Origin of the sequence: Streptomyces sp. NPDC058796 (assembly GCF_042745235.1) — a bacterium.
GTDB lineage: Bacteria > Actinomycetota > Actinomycetes > Streptomycetales > Streptomycetaceae > Streptomyces.
This window is the reverse complement of the sequence record NZ_JBHYOP010000006.1, coordinates 286622-303619: the sequence shown is the minus strand read 5'-3', so window position 1 is coordinate 303619 and position 16998 is coordinate 286622. Positions and strand designations below refer to the sequence as shown.

Below are 16998 nucleotides of genomic sequence, written 5' to 3'. Positions count from 1 at the left end.
CCTTCCGGCGACCGTGCCTTGTCGTCCCGTTCTCTGGAGTCACCCCACCATGCAGGCAGAACCGAAGAAATCGCTGGTGGGGGAGGAGTACGAGGTCGAAATCGGCCCCGTCGCCCACGGCGGCCACTGCATCGCCCGTACGTCCGAGGGGCAGGTGCTGTTCGTCCGGCACGCGCTGCCCGGCGAGCGGGTCGTGGCCCGGGTGACCGAGGGCGAGGAGGGCGCCCGCTTCCTGCGCGCCGACGCGGTCGAGGTCCTGGACGCCTCCAAGGACCGCATCGAGGCCCCCTGTCCCTTCTCCGGCCCCGGCCGCTGCGGCGGCTGCGACTGGCAGCACGCCAAGCCGGGCGCCCAGCGCCGCCTGAAGGGCGAGGTCGTCGCCGAGCAGCTGGAGCGCCTGGCGGGCCTCACCCCCGAGGAGGCCGGCTGGGACGGCACGGTGATGCCGGCCGAGGGCGACAAGGTGCCCGCCGGCCAGGTCCCGTCATGGCGCACCCGCGTCCAGTACGCCGTCGACTCCGAGGGCCGCGCGGGGCTGCGCAAGCACCGCTCGCACGAGGTCCAGCCGATCGACCACTGCATGATCGCCGCGGAGGGCGTCAGCGAGCTGGGCATCGAGGCTCGGGACTGGACGGGCATGGAGTCCGTCGAGGCGATCGCGGCGTCCGGATCACAGGACCGCCAGGTCATCCTGACCCCCCGGCCGGGTGCGAGACTCCCCATCGTCGAACTGGACCGCCCGGTCTCGGTGATGCGCGTCGGGGAGAAGGACGGCGGCGTCCACCGCGTCCACGGCCGCCCCTTCGTCCGCGAACGCGCGGACGACCGCACCTACCGTGTCGGCAGCGGCGGCTTCTGGCAGGTCCACCCGAAGGCGGCCGACACCCTGGTCAAGGCGGTCATGCAGGGCCTGCTCCCGCGCAAGGGCGACATGGCCCTGGACCTGTACTGCGGAGTCGGCCTCTTCGCCGGCGCCCTCGCCGACCGGGTCGGCGACAAGGGCGCCGTCCTCGGCATCGAGTCCGGCAAGCGCGCGGTCGAGGACGCCCGGCACAACCTCGCCGGCTTCGACCGGGTGCGGATCGAGCAGGGCAAGGTGGAGTCCGTCCTGCCGCGCACGGGCATCGACGAGGTCGACCTGATCGTCCTGGACCCGCCGCGCGCGGGGGCGGGACGGAAGACGGTGCAGCACCTCGCGTCCCTGGGGGCGCGCCGTATCGCCTACGTGGCGTGCGACCCGGCGGCACTGGCGCGGGATCTCGGGTACTTCCGGGACGGGGGGTATCGGGTGCGCATGTTGCGGGTGTTCGATCTGTTTCCGATGACTGCGCATGTGGAGTGCGTGGCGATTTTGGAGCCTACTGCAAAGGGGCTCTGACCTGCGGCTTTATTCTCTTTTCCAGATGCGGCCGGTGGTGCTCGACCTGTTTCCCGAAGTGCATGGTGTGGAGACTTGCCGTATGTCCGGGACCGCTTCCGACCTGCAGTTTCGGCCAGCGGCCAAGAGGGCGCCGGGTCTGGAACGTGATATTCGCATGGACGGCAGGTGGCCCCTCGTGACGCTCATCCGACGCTCGTTCTGATGACATGTCAGGACCTGTCGCCGGGTGGTCCGAGGCCGAAGGGTGGGGGAGGCGTAGCGCGGGGGCGGCCTTCGTCGGTAGGGCGACGTCAAGGAAGACGTGCTGGGCCCCACGGGGGGCGACATCGCGCGTACCGTCATGGCGGATGGTGAGATGGAAGCCTGCCCGGAGCTGTTGAACCGGGCCGGTGGGCATTGGGCCCCCTCCCGGCCCGGCAGCCTCAGGACGTTCAGCGCAGGCGCTGGTGCCGGCCGGAGCCTCGCATGTGCATGCCCAGGTACACCAGGGCCGTGACCAGCACCACGATGCCGATGACGAGCAGGTAGAACAATCCTTCTGCGGCCACGCCGATGATGCCCAGCACGATGGCCGCGATGACGAGGAGGAGGAAGAGCCTCATGAGGTAATGCACCTCTTCGATTCGGCGGGGTCGGTCAGCGTCGGGCGAGTTGCCGCTCACCGTTCGCACCGGGCTGATAGGGCAGGCCGTAGTGCGCGAACACCGCCGCCTCGTCCTCGACGGGCAGCACGTCGTCGGTCCCGATCGCCGGGCACTTCTTCACCAGCGCCCGTTCGTAGGCGACCTTCACGTAGCCCGGTCCCACGACCGCGCCGTGCAAGGGGACGAAGACCAAATGGCGGCGGGTGGGCAGTCCGACCTGAACGGTGCCCATGGCCGGCTCGTCGGTGCTGGTGTCCACGTAGACGGCCTCCAGCGTGCCGATCTTGTGGCCACCCGCGTCGACGACGTCGTGGGCGCGCCACTCGCGGATGTCCGCACTGTGGATCATCCTTCGGCTTCCCTTCGCGCGGCGGTGTACCCGAAACGGGCACTTCGCCGAGTGCCCGTACCAGCCGTGGTGACACTTCCCGTCGCAGGATGGCGCAGACCGGTGCTGTGGACCGGGACGGCCGGGGCGCCGGAAAGCCCGACGCGTGGCCCGACTCCCGGACCGGCGGGCTCGTCCATCAGGCAGCCTGTCGGGGAACCTCATGTCGCGCCCTCACCCGTTGAAGGCATCGCCCGTGATAATCGACAGACATGCCTGAAAAGTCCCCCGAGGCCGCGGACCGTTCGTTTCGGTTCGGGCGGCTGCGCCGCGCCGTCAGCCGTTCGCCGGTCGGGCGCGGATGGCGACGGGGCGCGCAGATGGAGCTGGGGTCGCGTTCGCTGGGCTTTTCGGCGCTGGGGTTGCTCACGCTGGTGCCTTTGCTGATCATCGTCTCCTCTGCCGATCCCGAGCACGGCCGGGGGTTCGCGCAGTGGCTGGGCGAAGGGCTGGGCGTGTCGACGGCCGCCAGGGAGCAGGTCGAGAGGTTGTTCGCTCGGCCCGGCCAGGCGCTGCGGAGCACGACCGTGTTCGGTATCGCCGCCCTCGCCCTGTTCGGCCTGGCTTTCGGGGCAGCGGTGCAGACCGGCTACGAGAAGGTCTGGGACCTGCCGCCGGCTCGCTGGTGGGCCAGGTGGCGGCACGTGGTCTGGCTCAGCGTCCTCACCGTCTTCCTCTTCGCCTCCGCCACCACCACACTACGGCCGGAACCGCTGGCAGGCGGGGCTGTCGCATCGCTGAGCGCTGTCCCGTTTCTCTGGTGGTCCCAGCACCTGCTGCTCGGCGGGCGCATCCGCTGGCGCGCCCTGCTGCCGGGTGCCGTGGCCACCGTGATCGGGCTGCTCGGTCTGAGGATCTTCTCCGCCCTCGTCTTCTCGCCGCTGATCGCATCCAACGCCGTCGCCTACGGACCCGTCGGAACCCTCCTGGTCGTCGAGTCCTGGCTGCTCGGCGTGGGAGTCGTGATCTTCGGTGGCGCGCTGGTCGGCCGATTGTTCTACGAGGAGATCCCCCGCGTGACACGCACATGGAAACGACGCAGGTGAGGAGGGGGGCATCAGACGCTCATCCCGCCCGGGGCAGACGATCCGACCTGAGCCGGGTCGAGGCCGTACGCCGTCCCGACACGGGGTGGGCGGACGATCAGTCGCACCCGGGCTCCTGACCGGTGTGTCCGGTCGACCGGCTGGACTCCAGCCACGAACGGGCGGGCTCGGCCGCGCGGGTGGTGTCCACGGTGAGTTCGAGACGGGTGCCGCCCTCGCCGTTCGCCGGATAACTGCGCTGTTCGGTGGCGGCGAAGCAACGACGGAGAACTTCCGCCACCCGCCGTGCGTCCTCGGGCGACGCGGCGACGACGTGAACCTCGGCATACCCGGCCGAGGGCGCTTCCTGGGACTCCATGGCGACCTCACTGCGCGGCTGGATGTGATCGGACCAGAGCGCCGATCACTCTAGTCGCACACATCACCCGCCTCGGACCTCGACGCCTCTCCTCGGGCCGGGTGGTCTGAGGACACCGTGCGGGGAAGGTCCCGGAGGGCCGGGGGCGGGTGCTGCCGCCCGTTCGGGTGTTTCGGGGAGTACGGTAGGGAGCACCGAGAATCCTTGGGGCACCGGCATCCGTACCTGTGTCGTTTTCGGCGATCGAATACGCCGGGCCGGCTACGACCGGTCCGGGGCAGGGTCGGCGTCATGAATGTGACCATCTCCCGCCCGACGACATCCGAAGGTCGGCCGGCCCCCTCTCGTCCGCGCCTTGCTCTCGCACCGGCCGGCTCCGTGCCGGCACTGCTGGACGGCGCCTGGTGGCCGCGCTCGTCCGACCTCCACGCCGAACTGCCCGCACTGGCGGCCGTGCTCGATCCGCTGTGGGGGCGGATCACCCGGATCACGGTGAACCCCGCCCGGTGGCCGGTTGTACCGCGCAAGGTCACCGTCGCCGGGCACGTGGTGAAGGTGGGCTGGTTCCGGGCCGAGCAGGACCCGTACGAGCTGCTGCTGCTCTCGTACCGCGTGGGCCGCTGGAACCTGCTGGTCGTTCCTCCGGGGACGGATCCGGTTCGGGCCGCGTGGCTGATGGCCGCTGCGAGCGACCCGCGGCGCAGCGATTCCGCGAGCCGGCTGACGGCGGACGCCCCGCGGCCGGTGACCGAGGACGACCGGACCGCACAGGCGGCCTGGGAGTCCGAAGGCGGACGCGAAGCCTCGGACCCGGCTGCTCGCGCACCGGGCCGGACGGCCGCCGCTGTGCAGGCGGACCAGTCGGAGAGGCCGTGACGGCGGCAGCTGGTTCTGTCTGTCGCACGGCGTCTTCGAACGATTCTCGGAACGAGGAGCCATGTCCCCTCCACTGCCGGACGTCCCCCGCCGGGACCGCGGCCCGCGCGCTCTGATCGCCCTGTCCGGGGAGATCGACCTGACCACGATCCCGCTGGTGCGCAGCGTGCTGGTCGAGGGTCTCGGCGACCACACCCGCACCGTCGACATCGACCTCTCCGCAGTCACCTTCTGTGACGTCAGCGGGTTCAACCTCTTCCTGGAGATGGCGCAGCTCACCGGACGTTCGGGAGCACTTATGCGCCTGCACCGGCCTCCGCGGTCCCTGGTGCGTATCACCGAGATCACCGGCTCCGGTTTCCTGCTCCACTTCGTCCGCCCTGGCCCGAGACCGCCCCACGACGTTCCGGCCACCGCGGAGGGCTCTGTGGGCTGACCGCTCGATGGCGGGCAGGAGCCATGAGGTCGGGGGAGTGCTCCGTTGATGCCCCTGACCTGCGCAGGAGAGGGCTTCGGCGGACCGGTACTGCGCCCGCGACCGGCGTCGGCCGCGGGCGCCCGGGAGTTTCTAGGCGGGGAGGCGGTTGTGCCGGAGGGGCGCTCCCGCCCTATGGAGGCTGGTGAGTGCCTGTCGGTAGGAGGCGATCAGTCCGGTCTCCAGGTAGTCCACGCCCAGTTCCTCGCAGTAGCGCCGGACGAGGGGCCGTGCCTTGCGCAGGTTGGGGCTGGGCATGCTGGGGAAGAGGTGGTGTTCGATCTGGTGGTTCAGGCCGCCCAGGGCGATGTCGGTGAACCAGCCGCCGTTCACGTTGCGTGAGGTGAGTACTTGGCGGCGGAGGAAGTCCGGGCGGTCGTCGCCTTTCAGGATCGGCATGCCCTTGTGGTTGGGGGCGAAGAGGGAGCCGAGGTAGAGGCCGAACAAGCCCTGGTGGACGGCGAGGAAGGCGATGGCCATGCCGGGCGGCAGGACCCAGAACAGGGCGGTCAGGTACGCCGCGCAGTGCGCGGCCAACAGAACGCCGTCGAGGGCCCGGTGCTTGAGCGAGCGGTTGGCGACCGCCCTACCGCTCGACACGTGCAGGTTGAGGCCCTCCAGCGTGAGGAGGGGAAAGAACAGGAACGCCTGCCAGCGACCGATGAGACGGGGGAGTCCGGTGGCGGCGCGGGCCTGCTCCTGGGACCAGACCAGCAGGTCGGGGGCGACGTCGGGGTCGAGGTCCTCGTTGTTGGGGTTGGCGTGGTGACGGGTGTGCTTGTCCTGCCACCAGCCGTACCCCATCCCGATGCCCGCTCCGGCGATCCGTCCGGACACCTCACTGGCCCTGCGCCGGCGGAACACCTGACGGTGGGCCACGTCATGGGCGACCAGGGCCACCTGCCCGAAGACGACAGCCAGGAAGACTGCGACCGCCAACGTCCACCATGAGCGGCCGACGAGTGCGAAGGCGATCCATCCGGTGGCGTAGAGCCCGGCCACCGCGGTGATCCGGAGTGTGTAGTAGCCGGGGCGGCGTTCCAGCAGTCCGGCATCCGCGATTTTCCTCGACAGCCGGGCGAAGTCGCTGCCGGAACTCTCGGAACGCGGAGCGCGGACGGTGACACTCGTCATGATTGGGTAAACTCTCTGCTAGCTGCGCAGGCGGCTCCGGGCCGCCGCCCAGTGAGTTCTGGTGGCGGTCGCGGACGCTGACCGGAGAGGTGCCGCGTCGGCCCATCGTGACGCTGCCCCTCGTACCGGCCGGGTTCCCAGCCGGGCGCGTCTTACTCGGTCGGGGGCGGTCTCTCCGCGAACATTCCCCGTGCATGCAGGTGAACGGAGCGTCGGCTGCCGGGTTCAGCTGCCCCCCTTCGGCATCGGATCGGAAGCCGCCGGCGCCGGAGGGGGTCTGCTCACTCCGGGCGATGTCGTCTTCGAACCCCGTGACGCTCGTTTGACGCTCTGGGCGCCTCAGCGTAGCGGCGATGAGCCGTGAAACCGCCTATGACCTGCCGTTTTTCGGGCCTTGTCCGGACCGACACCCTTCCGATGACGTCGCACGTGGAGTGCGTGGCGATTCTTGAGCCTGCTGAAAAGGGCCGATGACCTGCTAGTTTGCTGATTGTCCAGTTTCGGGTGGGTCGCGCCCACATGTTTCCATGGGCATACGACGTGAACGTGCGTCGCTTGTCGGGCAACACATCTGACCTGCGGTTTCGACCAGGGAACGGGGGGATCGCAGTGATGTCCTCCGGTTACCGCGGAGCCAGCGCAAGACAATCTCGACGCTCGTTCTGCCGGGGCGTCAGATGTGTATGAGGGCGACGGTCAGGGGCATTCGGCTCATGTGTCAATGATCAGCGGTCCACTGCCGACGAGCCGCTGCTTCGCTCACAGGTCGAATAGTGCGTCGCCCGCGTCCGACTTCGCCTGCAGTGCCTTGGTTGCCTCTGTGGGCACGGGAAGGATGCCCGCTGTGGTCAGGTCCGTCACTGTGATCAGTGGGCCCGCGCACACCTCGTTCAAGAGGTCAGCCTGCGCTGGCTCCTCCCGTTTGAGCAGGCCGAGGACGTTCAGCAACTCCAGCAGTTCCGTGGTCCATGAGGGAAGCCAGCGCGTAGCCACCACGTGGTCCAGTTCGAGGCGTCGCTTGCCGGCGGGATTCCTCCGGCGGTAGCCGAACCACTTGTCGAGAACGTTCATCCCGGACACTTCGTATTCCCGGACCGTGCGAGGTACCGGACTGATCCGTCCACTGCCGACGCACAGGTCCTGCGTCACGGGGTCGTATGCCAGCTTCTCCGGCATGGCTTCCACATCGTCTGGGATCTCCGTGACGCATCGAGGGCGGTCGTGTGGTAGCAACACTCTGCCGTACGGCCTCCCGGCCGTCTCGTCGGCGTACCGCTCGCCGTAGGTGTGCAGCCACAGAACTCGGCGGCCGATGGCAACCGCCCGCTCCCACAGGCAAGGGGCGGCGGTGAGGGGTATCCGCGCGCCCGGGACTTCGAGGTCTTCCCGGAATCGAGCTGTGTACTCCGGGTGGGACGCGATCGCGGCGATGTAGGCCAGCAGGTCTTCGGCGACGACCGGTATGCCGAGCCGCCCGGCGAGCAGGGGGAGCAGACCGGGCGTGACGTTGGGCAGCGTACCGGCAGCGTTGCGGTGGAGAGGACGGGCGCAACCGCTGCGGTTGTTGAAGTAGTGCATGTCGGGAATGAGGGCGCTGAAGACCAGTGCCGGACCGTTGGCCACCGGGTGGGCGTTCTGCTCCACGGTGTAGATCTGGCGGTCGCTGCGGACTCGCCAGAGGTCTGCCCTGCCTCGTTCCATCAATCGACTGTCCGGCAGTACATACTGCCGGTCGAACGACCGGAACCCGATGCGCACCGTTTGAGTGTTTGTCCTGTGCTCGGCGGCGAGTGGTATCCGCCCGTGGGATTCAACCCCGGGCAGGGGCGGGACATTGTCTCCAGGCGTTCGCTCGCCAGAGGGTCCGAGCATCTCGGTGCGCCGGTCGGTGTCCGCGGCGACAAACCGCCGCCACCGTTCATGGAGCGTGCCCTCGTCCGGTGTATAGACCCACATGCGCCCGGGGGTGACGCCACGCGACGACCACGGCATCAGGTCTCTCAGCTGCGGGCAGGACTCCCACAGGTCGCTGCCGGGTGGCAGGAAGGCGTCTGTCTCGCCTGTGGCGCACTCGCGCCATTCCGGGTCATCGAGCCTGAGGGTCGTCAGGCGTTCGACCTTCTCGCCGCGGCGCCCGCCGATCTTGAGGTGTCTTACTTCTGCGGCCCGCCGGTCTGTCCGCGGCCTGGGGCTGTCCCGCCATCGTACGAAGATCGCGATGCACAACTCCTGGGCGACCTCGGGGAAGATACGGGTCGCGCCATCTGCGCGGTGGCCCTCGGGGGACAGGTCGATGATCCAGCCCTCATCGGCGGTTTCACGCAGGTAACGCCGCATTCCGGCGAACGCCCGCCCCTTGAGCCATGCCTTCGGTGTGATCAGCGCGACCACACCGAATGGCGCGTCGTCGTGTGCGTCGAAGACCTTCCACGTGGCCCAGCGCCAGAAGTAGACGTAAAGGTTGGCGATCTTCGACTCGTACCTACCGTTACCGGGTTGCCGGAAGGCCCTCAGCGGGGCGGGGATGTCCGCCTCGGGTTCCCCCCGTTCCACCCACTTGCCGGCGCCTCGACTTACAGCGTCGTGAGGGGGGTTGCCCATGACGACCATGACACGCTCGTCCCGCTTGACCTGGTTGGCCTGGCGGCGGGATTCGGCGAGCGCCCGGTAGGTATGAGGGATCCAGTTGAACTCGGCTGTCGGGCTGTCCAGAGCATCAGCCACCAGCAGTCTGAGACCTTGGGAGGGGGCCGCGGACCCGTACTGCTTGAGCATGGCGTGCATACGCAGTTCTGCGACGGCGAACGGACCGACCTGCATCTCGAAACCGACCAGCCGACGTCCCACCATTTCTCGCAGACGCGGTCCCACCGCGCCCGGACCCTCTTCTTCGGCGATGGTCTCGGCAGCGAGCTCTAGCGCCGACAAGAGGAAAGTGCCGGTACCCATGGCCGGATCGACAAGGACCACATCGGGAGAAGCGAAGCCGGACGGAATACGGAATCCCTCCCGTCTCAGGACGTCCTCGACCAGCCGTGCCATGGCCGAGACGACACCACGCGGTGTGTAGTACGAGCCAGTGCGTATCCGCAGATCAGGGTCGTAGATATGGAGGAAGTGCTCGTAGAGCAGGAAATAGGCGTCGCCCGTTCCGTCGTCCAGCACGTCCCATCTGACCGCGTCGATGACACGGAGCAGTGTGTTGAGTGTGGTGGACAGCCCAGCGACCGAGTCTCCGGCGAGGGCGTCCAGTGCCTGGCCCATCAGCGAGTGCTTCTTGCCCAGCTTCGTGGCGATAGTGTGCATGGTCTCGCCCTCGAAGGTGATCTCCTCCACCCGAGCCAGCAGAAGGGCGAACACGACGGCTTGACCGTACTGTTCGACGAACTCGGCGTCGGTAGCCTCCGGGAACAGCAAGTGCCGCCAGTCCTTGGCCAGTTTCGTGAAGGCCGGCAGACGGCGTCGGCTCTTTTCCTGCTCGATCGCCTCACCGACCTCTTCCGACAGAAGTTGGCATAGCCCGGCGACTGCTCGGATGAGCTGACTGGTGGTGCGGGGTGTCTGCGGCTCCCAGGTCAGGAAGTCGTACAACACCCGCGCAAGCGCCCCGTCGGCGGGCGTAAGCCGGGCGCCGGAGGTGAGGACCGAGCCGCGCAGGTAGGCCACTTCGCCAATCTGCTGGCCCTGCTGGTGGACGGAGAACTCGTTTCCGTCACAGAGCAGTACGTTGTTGAGCAGCCGCAGTTTCGCCCACTGTTCGGCGTTGCGGCCTGTGTAGACGGACGGGTCGGCCTGGCTGCCCGGCTTCTTGAGCTCGATGTAACCGACGAGAGCGCCGCCGACCTCAACCGCATAGTCAGGGCGGGCTCCCATGTCGACGAGCGGAACCTCGCCGATGAGGGTGACGTCCAGACCGAGGCCACGGCACACGGACCGGATCATGTTCTCCAGCGGCCCCCGAAGCTGGTCCTCCTGCCACCCGCTGCCTCTCAGCTTCGGCGTGACCTCCGCTCCAAACGCGGACACAGCGGATTGGACTGCCTGCTCGAAGCTGTCATGGATCCTGCGTCGGGCACTCATACCGCCCCATCCCCAAGGCGGGCAGATCCGGCCGACGTCAGGTCGGTGCGGTTATCTGCCGCACCTTGCTCCCGTCGGGGCCGGACTTCATTCCAGCCCTCGCTTTCCACGACCGTAGGAGGGGAGCGTGGGGCGCAACGAGGGTGCATGGGGGGGGCGCGCAGAGGCGCGTAGGCATGCAAGATGCGCCATCGGAATGCCTGCGCGTTGCACTGCCGACATCGCCAAGGGCGGCAGACTCACCTCCAGATACATCAGTGCAGTGTGGGGCGGAGCCTTGGGGCGGCGTGTGGTGCTCCGGCTCTGTGCTGCGCAGGTTCTTACGCTCGGTGCCGGCCGGGTGCTGCGGCATTGGATGCGTCAGGCGGGGGGCCGGTTCTGCTGCACGATCGGGATGCATCGCTCATGAAGCGCTCGGGCGCAATAGGCATACATCATTGTGGTACATACGCTAGTCTTGGTACATGTCGATGAAGCGCACTAACGTCTACGCCGATCCGGAAGACCTCGCGATCATCAAAGAGGCTGCGAAGCGGCGCGGTATCAGCGAGGCCGAGATCATCCGCCAGGGCATCCATCTCGCGGCCATGGCCAACCGTGTATGGGACGAGCCTCTCTTCTCCCGCACCTTCCGGGGAGCGGGACGCACTCCCGGTAAGCCTGACGTGCGTGACGCTGTCGCCGACGCGGTGCGCCGCGAGACCGGGACCGGGACCGCTGCGTGATCGTCGTCATCGCGGACACCTCCGGGCTGCTTGCGGCGCTCGACTCCTGCCACCCCGAGCACCAGGCGTCGAACGAAGCCATCATGGTTGCAGGGCTCCTGGTGATGTCCCCGCTGCTGCTCGCAGAGATCGACCACGTCGCCACGCGCGAGCTCGGTCGTGAAGCGGCCCTCAGTGCGGTCGACGACATCCGCCACTGGGTGGGCCGCGGCCGTGTCGTTCTGCCCGAGATCACGGAGGATCACCTGGGTGTCGCCCAGTCGGTGCGCGCCCGCTATCGCGACTTGGACCTGGACCTCGCGGATGCGGTGAACGTGGCCCTTGCCGCTGAGTACGACACCGACGCGGTACTCACGCTCGACCGTCGCGATTTCCGGGCTGTGCGCCCGTTGGGCCGGCACAAGGCGTTCCGGGTGCTGCCCGACGACCTTCCGATCTGATGTCGGATCTGTCCGGCTGTGTCGTCAGATTCCGTTGGTCGTGACGCTCGCATGACGCTCGCGGCGCGCGTGGACTCTCCGATGAGGCGGGAAAACCTATCTGACCTGCAGTTTCCCGGATGCGGTTCCGGCTGACGTCCTTTCGATGACGCATCATGTGGAGTGCGTGGCGATCCTGGAGCCAGCTGAGAAGGCTGCCTGACCTGCGGTTTTGTTGCTCTGGTGGAGCGATCGACCTGTTTCTCGCCGTGCAGCGGATCGAGCGGGAACGGCGTCCCTCGCAACCTTGCTGACCTGCGCGTGGCGGCATGGCGATGACACTCCGACTCCCCGACGACCTTGACGCGAAGCTCACCGAGCAGGCTCGTCGGGAGGGCGATGGGACAGCGATGCGGAGATTCTGGACCACCTGAAGTGACGAACGTGCGCTACGCCCAGATCGACGAGATCCTGCCCATCGCCCGCACGGTCGACGGCACCGGGCACAGCGTGCGCGACATGGGCCCTCTGGTGTCGGCGATCGAGCGTCCCCCCGGACGAACGTGTTCGAGGCCGAGGTATCCCACGCTGCACGAGAGGACGGCGGTGCTGCTGCACTCCGTTGCCGGACCGTTTGTCGAGGACGTCGCGCGGGACAACGCCGATCTACCGGTCATTGCAAAGCGCCTGTCGGCCTGGTTTCCAGTGCCCTGACGTTGTCGTGAGGTCCGGGACGGAACGAGGTTGTCATGCAGCGAGACGGGAATGGCGTCGGTGTTGCGCAGGGCGGCGCGCCGGCGGTGACTGATCAACCTCGACCGGCGCCTGGCTGCCGCCGGGCTCCGTGGTCAGGACGAAGCCGTGCTGTCCTGCGCAGAGGCGCACCCGCATGAGTCGCGGTGCTGGAATGTGGGCTGGATCAGAACCCGACGTGGCGGCAGGTCGGAATGGGAGATCCTCGACAGCGCGAGCTCGAATGCCTGCTCGCCGATCATCAAGGTGGGCTGTGCGATGGCTGTCAGCCGTGGATGGAAGAGATCTGACCACTCGAAGTCGTCGAAGGCGACCAGCGCGATGTCGTCGGGGACGCGTATGCCCATCGTACGCAATCCCCGCATCGTCCCGATGGTCATCTGGTTGTTGCCCACGACGACCGCTGTAGGGGGCTGGGCCAGGCCCAGTAGTTTGGCGATCGCTTGCTGGGCCGGTGTCGCCTGAGAGCCTCCCGAGACGAGGTACTCGTCCCGTCTGGGGATGCTGTTGCGTTCCAGGCCTCGTCGGTAGCCGCGGGTACGCTCTTCCGTCGTAGCCAGCCCGGGACGGCCGGAGATCATCGCGATCCGAGTATGGCCGATCTCTGCGAGGTGGTCGACGAGCCGGGCCGTGGACTCGATATTCTCGACGCCGATCTGGTCGACCTCCTCCCTGACGAAGCGGTCGACCACGGTCACGGGCAGACCTGCCTGCCGCGTGTAACTCAACGTCCGTGCGGCATCGCCCGACGGGGCGAGGACGATCGCGCTGACCTTGCGTCTGAGCAACTCGCCCACGGCGCGCAGTTCGGTGTCCGCGTCATCGTGCGTTTCGGCCAGCAGCAGTGAGTAGCCCTCCTTGGTCGCCCGCCGATCCAGGCCGTGCACGACATCGGCGAAATACGGATTGGAGATCGCGGACATCGCCAACCCGATGGTGCCGAACTCCTCACGCTGCTGCCGCGCCAGCTTCTCCGGAACGTAACCACAGGCGGCCACCGCGTCGTGCACGAGGCGGGCGGTGTCCGGGGCTACCGCCCGGGTCCTGTTCAGCACATGCGAGACCGTCGAGATCGAAACGCCCGCCAGCTCTGCCACGTCACTCATGGTGGCTGTCTGTCGTGGCCGTCTCCCTGCCATGGAGGCATTCTAGCAAAATTTGCGCAAAAGGCACCCGATCTGGTCTGGGGTGTGTGCGTGCTGCACCCCGGCTCGCTGGGGGGGGGCGCTTTCGGTGGTACGTCCAGGATCCAGTGCCTCACGCCGTCGAATCTTCCGGGCGCTCTGAAGCCGCTGCTCCGTGCGTCGCGAAAAGCTTTGCGCAAAGGCTTTACGGCGACTTGCGAGCCGCTGTAGCGTCCCAGTGAGCCGCCAGGCAGGAGACAGGCGAGGAGGTCGCCACCATGATCACGAAGGCTCCCGTCCTTGCAGTCAACCGCCGCGGTACTCACTCCGCAGCGGACACGCACCACACGCAGCTCGGATCGAGCTCGGGAAACGCCATGCCTCTAATGACCAGCGGTCTGTCCGCACGTGCAGAGCCCAACGGCCCATCGTCCGCTTCCCGGCACCAGACCGCCGCGGCACGCCGGGCGGAGGTCGGCAGGCGCACCGCTTCCACGCCCTCACGAGCACACGCTGTCTGTTCGATGTCCGCGTCCGGCGAGGCCGTGCCGGCCCTGCGGGCCTTCGCCCGGGACACGGCGCGACGATGGGGGGTCGCCGAGGAAGGGATCTATGCGTTGCGGGTGGCCGTCTCCGAGCTGGTGACGAACGCCGTTCTGCACAGTGGCAGCGACGACGTCGAAGTGGCGATGCGTCTCCGTGGAACCACAGCGATCATCCAGGTGAAGGACAGCGGTACCTGGATGCCGTCCATGCCGTCGGCGGAGGTCCGGCAGGAAGCAGACGAAATCCACGGGCGTGGGCTGAACATCGTTCGCGCGTACGCCACGAGGTGCACGGTCGAGTCCTCGGCGAAGGGCACGCAAGTCTGTGCCGAGATCGATGTGTCGGCGCCGGCACCGCAGTGCTTCGAGTTCGACGCGGAACTCGAGTCCATCGACCCTCTCTGAAGTGTCTCGCAGTTCGGCAGGCGAACGCCCATGCGCAGAGATGTACACGGTGCTCACACGGAGTGCGTGGTCACGGGGGGGGGGGAGGGAGGCTGCTCGCTGTCGGCGAAACGGAAGGGGCGCCTCCCCCGCCCGTGTGCTCGAGCCGCTCGACGCGCGCTGCCGTCTCCGGATGCGCGAGGCGGTCGAAGGAAGGGTGGTAGTCCAGCCCGCTACGGGTCAGGCCCAGCCGGTAGCCGACGAGACGCCCCTGGCTCGTGCCCAGCCCGGACTTACCGCTGATCAACTCGATCCCACGGTGGCCGAAAGCGCTGAAGTGCTCGACCAGCAAGACGGTGGTCTCCTCGTTTGTGGGCCGATCTGGTCGAAGCGGTCATCGATGAGTCGGCAGGCAGCCGCCTGCGCCGTGGGACTGGTCGCCACAGGGGTCGACGTGGAAGGCACTCAGGAGCCCGGGGACGTCCTCCACTCCGTGCTACGGGGGAAGGGGCGGCGCAGTTCGCGTCGCGCAATGCTTTGCGCAATAGCTGTACGCCCTTGAACATGGGGCGGTATCGTCGCATTCGTCACGCCCGATTGCGGCGTAAACAGGAGGTATTCCATGTCTTGGAAGAAGGTGCGGGCCGGCTTCACAGCCCTGGTCCTGGCAGCCACCTGCGGGGCGATGAGTGCCGCCTGTACGTCCGAGAAGGTCGGCAGCGTCTCCTCCGGCTCCTCCGGTGACGAGGTCGCGATCGGGCTGGTGACCAAGACCAACACCAACCCCTACTTCGTCGAACTCCGGGAGGCGGCCCTGGCCCAGGCCGACAAGCGCGGCGCCAAGCTGATCGCACTCGCGGGCAAGTTCGACGGCGACAACCAGGGCCAGGTCGACGCCATCAACAACCTGGTCGCCCAGAACGTCAAGGGCATCCTGATCACTCCCAGCAGCTCCGAAGGCGTGCTCGGGGCCATCGCCGCGGCGCGGTCGGAGGGCATCATGGTGATCGCCCTCGACACCGCGACCGATCCCGCCGACGCGGTCGACGCCACATTCGCCACCGACAACAAGGCCGCCGGTGTCGCACAGGGCACCTACGTCCGCGCCGCGCTCGGCTCCAAGAACCCCAACGTGCTTCTCCTGGACGGCACTCCGGGCTCCACCGTGGACGACCAGCGCCACACCGGCTTCCTCGAAGGCATGGGCCTCACCGAGAAGTCGCCAGAGATCAAGGGCACGGCCGTCACCAACGGCGACCAGACCAAGGCCCAGACAGCGATGGAGAACCTGATCCAGCGCAACCCGGACGTCAACGCCGTCTACACCATCAACGAGCCCGCCGCCGCGGGCGCCGCCAAGGCGCTGGCAGGAAAGGCGGGGGCCGACGATGTCGTCATCGGCTCGATCGACGGTTCATGCACCGGCGTGCGCAACGTCAAGGACGGCCGGTTCGCCGCGACGGTGATGCAGTTCCCGGCCAAGATGGCACAGATGGGCGTGGACGTCGTCGTCGAGTACGCCGACAACGGCTCCGAGCCGTCCGGCTTCATCGACACCGGCTCCCAGCTCATCACCGACGACCCCGTGCCCGGTGTGCCCAGCAAGGACACCGCCTGGGGCCTGAAGAACTGCTGGGGGTGAGCAGTGACCGGCACCACCGCACAGGACCGGCACGCGACGGCGCCCGGCCGCGCCCTGATGAAGTGGCTCGTCGCCAGTGCGGCCGCGGGCCCCCTGCTCGCACTCCTGATCGCGATCACTGTCTTCGCCCTGACGACCGACACCTTCTTCACTGTGGACAACGGCTCGCTCATCGTCCAGCAGGTGCTGGTCGTCGGCACCCTGGCCGTCGGGCAGACCCTGGTGATCCTCACGGCGGGCATCGACCTCGCCAACGCCGCCATCATGGTGCTCGGCACCCTGGTGATCGCCAGACTCGCCGGGGAGAGCGGAATGCCGCCCCTGGCCGCCCTGGTGATCGGTATCGTGCTCTGCACGCTGCTCGGCGGACTGTCCGGCACCCTCGTCACCCGGCTCGCCCTGCCGCCGTTCATCGTCACCCTCGGCGTGCTCAGCGTGCTCACGGCCACCTCGCAGCTCTACGCGAGCGGCCAGAGCTTCCCCGTCACGCCCTCGCTGCTGACCTGGCTGGGGGAGAAGCGCTACCTGTTCGGGCGGATCGAGGTCACCGTCGGGATGAGCGTGATGGTCCTTCTGACCGCCGGCGTCTGGTTCGCCCTGACCCAGACCTCCTGGGGGCGCAACGTCTACGCCGTCGGCGACGACGCGGAGGCCGCCCGCCTCAGCGGCGTCAACACCAAGCGGGTCGTACTGAGCGTGTACCTGCTCGCGGGCTTCGCCTACGGCATCGCCGCCTGGCAAGGGCTGGGCCGGATTCCCAACGCCGACCCCAACGCCTTCCAACTCGGCAACCTGGAGAGCATCACGGCCGTCGTCATCGGCGGGACCAGCCTCTTTGGCGGGCGGGGCAGCATCCCGGGCACCATCCTGGGAGCCCTGGTGGTCACCGTCCTCGCCAACGGACTCACCCAGGCCGGCATCGACAGCCTCTACCAACAGGTGGCCACGGGCGTCCTCGTCATCGTCGCGGTCGCCGTTGACCGGTTGGTCCGAGGCCGGGCGACATGACCCGGCGCCCATACCC

General features: G+C 68.0%; 16 protein-coding genes. 10 read left to right on the top strand and 6 right to left on the bottom strand.

Translation table 11 applies throughout. From position 1 onward, the window contains the following. The first annotated feature begins 49 nt into the window (after nucleotides 1–49). A complete protein-coding gene (locus ACFW47_RS17720) occupies nucleotides 50–1378 on the top strand; it encodes a class I SAM-dependent RNA methyltransferase (RefSeq protein WP_386306247.1) in 1329 nt (442 codons plus the stop codon). A gap of 434 nt (nucleotides 1379–1812) precedes the next feature. On the opposite strand, the gene ACFW47_RS17715 is transcribed toward ACFW47_RS17720, so the two are convergent. Together ACFW47_RS17715 and ACFW47_RS17710 are read right to left on the bottom strand one after the other, a co-directional pair. Continuing rightward, the gene (locus ACFW47_RS17715; RefSeq protein WP_244789654.1) at nucleotides 1813–1983 is read right to left on the bottom strand and encodes a hypothetical protein; all 171 of its coding nucleotides are present in this window, start codon (nucleotides 1981–1983) and stop codon (nucleotides 1813–1815) included. A 34-nt stretch (nucleotides 1984–2017) separates the two neighbouring features. Continuing rightward, the gene (locus ACFW47_RS17710; protein WP_125503740.1) at nucleotides 2018–2374 is read right to left on the bottom strand and encodes a PRC-barrel domain-containing protein; all 357 of its coding nucleotides are present in this window, start codon (nucleotides 2372–2374) and stop codon (nucleotides 2018–2020) included. Nucleotides 2375–2625: 251 nt separating this feature from the next. Here ACFW47_RS17710 and ACFW47_RS17705 point away from each other — a divergent pair, with 251 nt between their 5' ends. After that, nucleotides 2626–3459, top strand: coding sequence for a YhjD/YihY/BrkB family envelope integrity protein (locus ACFW47_RS17705; protein ID WP_125503738.1), 834 nt, complete (start codon nucleotides 2626–2628; stop codon nucleotides 3457–3459). Between the two features lie 97 nt (nucleotides 3460–3556). Here ACFW47_RS17705 and ACFW47_RS17700 read toward each other — a convergent pair whose 3' ends face one another. Then, nucleotides 3557–3817, bottom strand: coding sequence for a hypothetical protein (locus ACFW47_RS17700; RefSeq protein ID WP_024885574.1), 261 nt, complete (start codon nucleotides 3815–3817; stop codon nucleotides 3557–3559). Nucleotides 3818–4108: 291 nt separating this feature from the next. On the opposite strand from ACFW47_RS17700, the gene ACFW47_RS17695 reads away from it, so the two are divergent. Beyond that, nucleotides 4109–4693: a DUF5994 family protein gene (locus ACFW47_RS17695; RefSeq protein ID WP_244789655.1), complete on the top strand. Its 585-nt coding sequence runs from the start codon at nucleotides 4109–4111 to the stop codon at nucleotides 4691–4693. 61 nt (nucleotides 4694–4754) lie between these two features. Continuing rightward, the gene (locus ACFW47_RS17690) at nucleotides 4755–5129 is read left to right on the top strand and encodes an STAS domain-containing protein (RefSeq protein ID WP_125503735.1); all 375 of its coding nucleotides are present in this window, start codon (nucleotides 4755–4757) and stop codon (nucleotides 5127–5129) included. Between the two features lie 132 nt (nucleotides 5130–5261). On the opposite strand, the gene ACFW47_RS17685 is transcribed toward ACFW47_RS17690, so the two are convergent. Both ACFW47_RS17685 and ACFW47_RS17680 read right to left on the bottom strand, forming a co-directional pair. Then, nucleotides 5262–6302: an acyl-CoA desaturase gene (locus ACFW47_RS17685; protein ID WP_244789656.1), complete on the bottom strand. Its 1041-nt coding sequence runs from the start codon at nucleotides 6300–6302 to the stop codon at nucleotides 5262–5264. 759 nt (nucleotides 6303–7061) lie between these two features. Beyond that, a complete protein-coding gene (locus ACFW47_RS17680) occupies nucleotides 7062–10382 on the bottom strand; it encodes a type ISP restriction/modification enzyme (RefSeq protein ID WP_386276895.1) in 3321 nt (1106 codons plus the stop codon). Between the two features lie 464 nt (nucleotides 10383–10846). Between ACFW47_RS17680 and ACFW47_RS17675 the strand changes: the two genes are divergently transcribed. The 3 genes from ACFW47_RS17675 (at nucleotide 10847) to ACFW47_RS17665 (ending at nucleotide 12240) form a co-directional block, all read left to right on the top strand. Next, nucleotides 10847–11107 (top strand): CopG family transcriptional regulator, encoded by a 261-nt coding sequence (locus ACFW47_RS17675; RefSeq protein ID WP_109296451.1) that lies wholly within the window; start codon nucleotides 10847–10849, stop codon nucleotides 11105–11107. After that, nucleotides 11104–11547, top strand: coding sequence for a PIN domain-containing protein (locus tag ACFW47_RS17670; RefSeq protein WP_346152487.1), 444 nt, complete (start codon nucleotides 11104–11106; stop codon nucleotides 11545–11547). Before ACFW47_RS17675 ends, ACFW47_RS17670 begins: the two co-directional genes overlap by 4 nt. Nucleotides 11548–11961: 414 nt before the next feature. Continuing rightward, nucleotides 11962–12240: a toxin gene (locus ACFW47_RS17665; RefSeq protein WP_386276813.1), complete on the top strand. Its 279-nt coding sequence runs from the start codon at nucleotides 11962–11964 to the stop codon at nucleotides 12238–12240. Between the two features lie 134 nt (nucleotides 12241–12374). Here ACFW47_RS17665 and ACFW47_RS17660 read toward each other — a convergent pair whose 3' ends face one another. Continuing rightward, nucleotides 12375–13385, bottom strand: a complete 1011-nt coding sequence (locus tag ACFW47_RS17660) for a LacI family DNA-binding transcriptional regulator (protein ID WP_386306245.1) — start codon at nucleotides 13383–13385, stop codon at nucleotides 12375–12377. A gap of 542 nt (nucleotides 13386–13927) precedes the next feature. Here ACFW47_RS17660 and ACFW47_RS17655 point away from each other — a divergent pair. The 3 genes from ACFW47_RS17655 to ACFW47_RS17645 all read left to right on the top strand — a co-directional run bounded on the left by ACFW47_RS17655 (nucleotide 13928) and on the right by ACFW47_RS17645 (nucleotide 16982). Further along, complete coding sequence (locus ACFW47_RS17655; protein WP_386306243.1) at nucleotides 13928–14353, top strand: ATP-binding protein; 426 nt, start codon at nucleotides 13928–13930, stop codon at nucleotides 14351–14353. 601 nt (nucleotides 14354–14954) lie between these two features. Then, nucleotides 14955–15974 (top strand): substrate-binding domain-containing protein, encoded by a 1020-nt coding sequence (locus ACFW47_RS17650; protein WP_386306241.1) that lies wholly within the window; start codon nucleotides 14955–14957, stop codon nucleotides 15972–15974. A gap of 3 nt (nucleotides 15975–15977) precedes the next feature. Then, nucleotides 15978–16982, top strand: coding sequence for an ABC transporter permease (locus ACFW47_RS17645; protein WP_386306239.1), 1005 nt, complete (start codon nucleotides 15978–15980; stop codon nucleotides 16980–16982). The last annotated feature ends 16 nt before the right edge of the window (nucleotides 16983–16998 follow it).

What these genes read in the sequence shown, in the direction of transcription:
- ACFW47_RS17720 (WP_386306247.1), top strand. Translation starts at nt 50, where the DNA reads ATGCAGGCAGAACCGAAGAAATCGCTGGTGGGGGAGGAGTACGAGGTC.
- ACFW47_RS17655 (WP_386306243.1), top strand. Translation starts at nt 13,928, where the DNA reads ATGTCCGCGTCCGGCGAGGCCGTGCCGGCCCTGCGGGCCTTCGCCCGG.
- ACFW47_RS17680 (WP_386276895.1), bottom strand. Translation starts at nt 10,382, where the DNA reads ATGAGTGCCCGACGCAGGATCCATGACAGCTTCGAGCAGGCAGTCCAA.
- ACFW47_RS17715 (WP_244789654.1), bottom strand. Translation starts at nt 1,983, where the DNA reads ATGAGGCTCTTCCTCCTCCTCGTCATCGCGGCCATCGTGCTGGGCATC.
- ACFW47_RS17705 (WP_125503738.1), top strand. Translation starts at nt 2,626, where the DNA reads ATGCCTGAAAAGTCCCCCGAGGCCGCGGACCGTTCGTTTCGGTTCGGG.
- ACFW47_RS17710 (WP_125503740.1), bottom strand. Translation starts at nt 2,374, where the DNA reads ATGATCCACAGTGCGGACATCCGCGAGTGGCGCGCCCACGACGTCGTC.
- ACFW47_RS17650 (WP_386306241.1), top strand. Translation starts at nt 14,955, where the DNA reads ATGTCTTGGAAGAAGGTGCGGGCCGGCTTCACAGCCCTGGTCCTGGCA.
- ACFW47_RS17660 (WP_386306245.1), bottom strand. Translation starts at nt 13,385, where the DNA reads ATGAGTGACGTGGCAGAGCTGGCGGGCGTTTCGATCTCGACGGTCTCG.
- ACFW47_RS17690 (WP_125503735.1), top strand. Translation starts at nt 4,755, where the DNA reads ATGTCCCCTCCACTGCCGGACGTCCCCCGCCGGGACCGCGGCCCGCGC.
- ACFW47_RS17695 (WP_244789655.1), top strand. Translation starts at nt 4,109, where the DNA reads ATGAATGTGACCATCTCCCGCCCGACGACATCCGAAGGTCGGCCGGCC.
- ACFW47_RS17675 (WP_109296451.1), top strand. Translation starts at nt 10,847, where the DNA reads ATGTCGATGAAGCGCACTAACGTCTACGCCGATCCGGAAGACCTCGCG.
- ACFW47_RS17685 (WP_244789656.1), bottom strand. Translation starts at nt 6,302, where the DNA reads ATGACGAGTGTCACCGTCCGCGCTCCGCGTTCCGAGAGTTCCGGCAGC.
- ACFW47_RS17700 (WP_024885574.1), bottom strand. Translation starts at nt 3,817, where the DNA reads ATGGAGTCCCAGGAAGCGCCCTCGGCCGGGTATGCCGAGGTTCACGTC.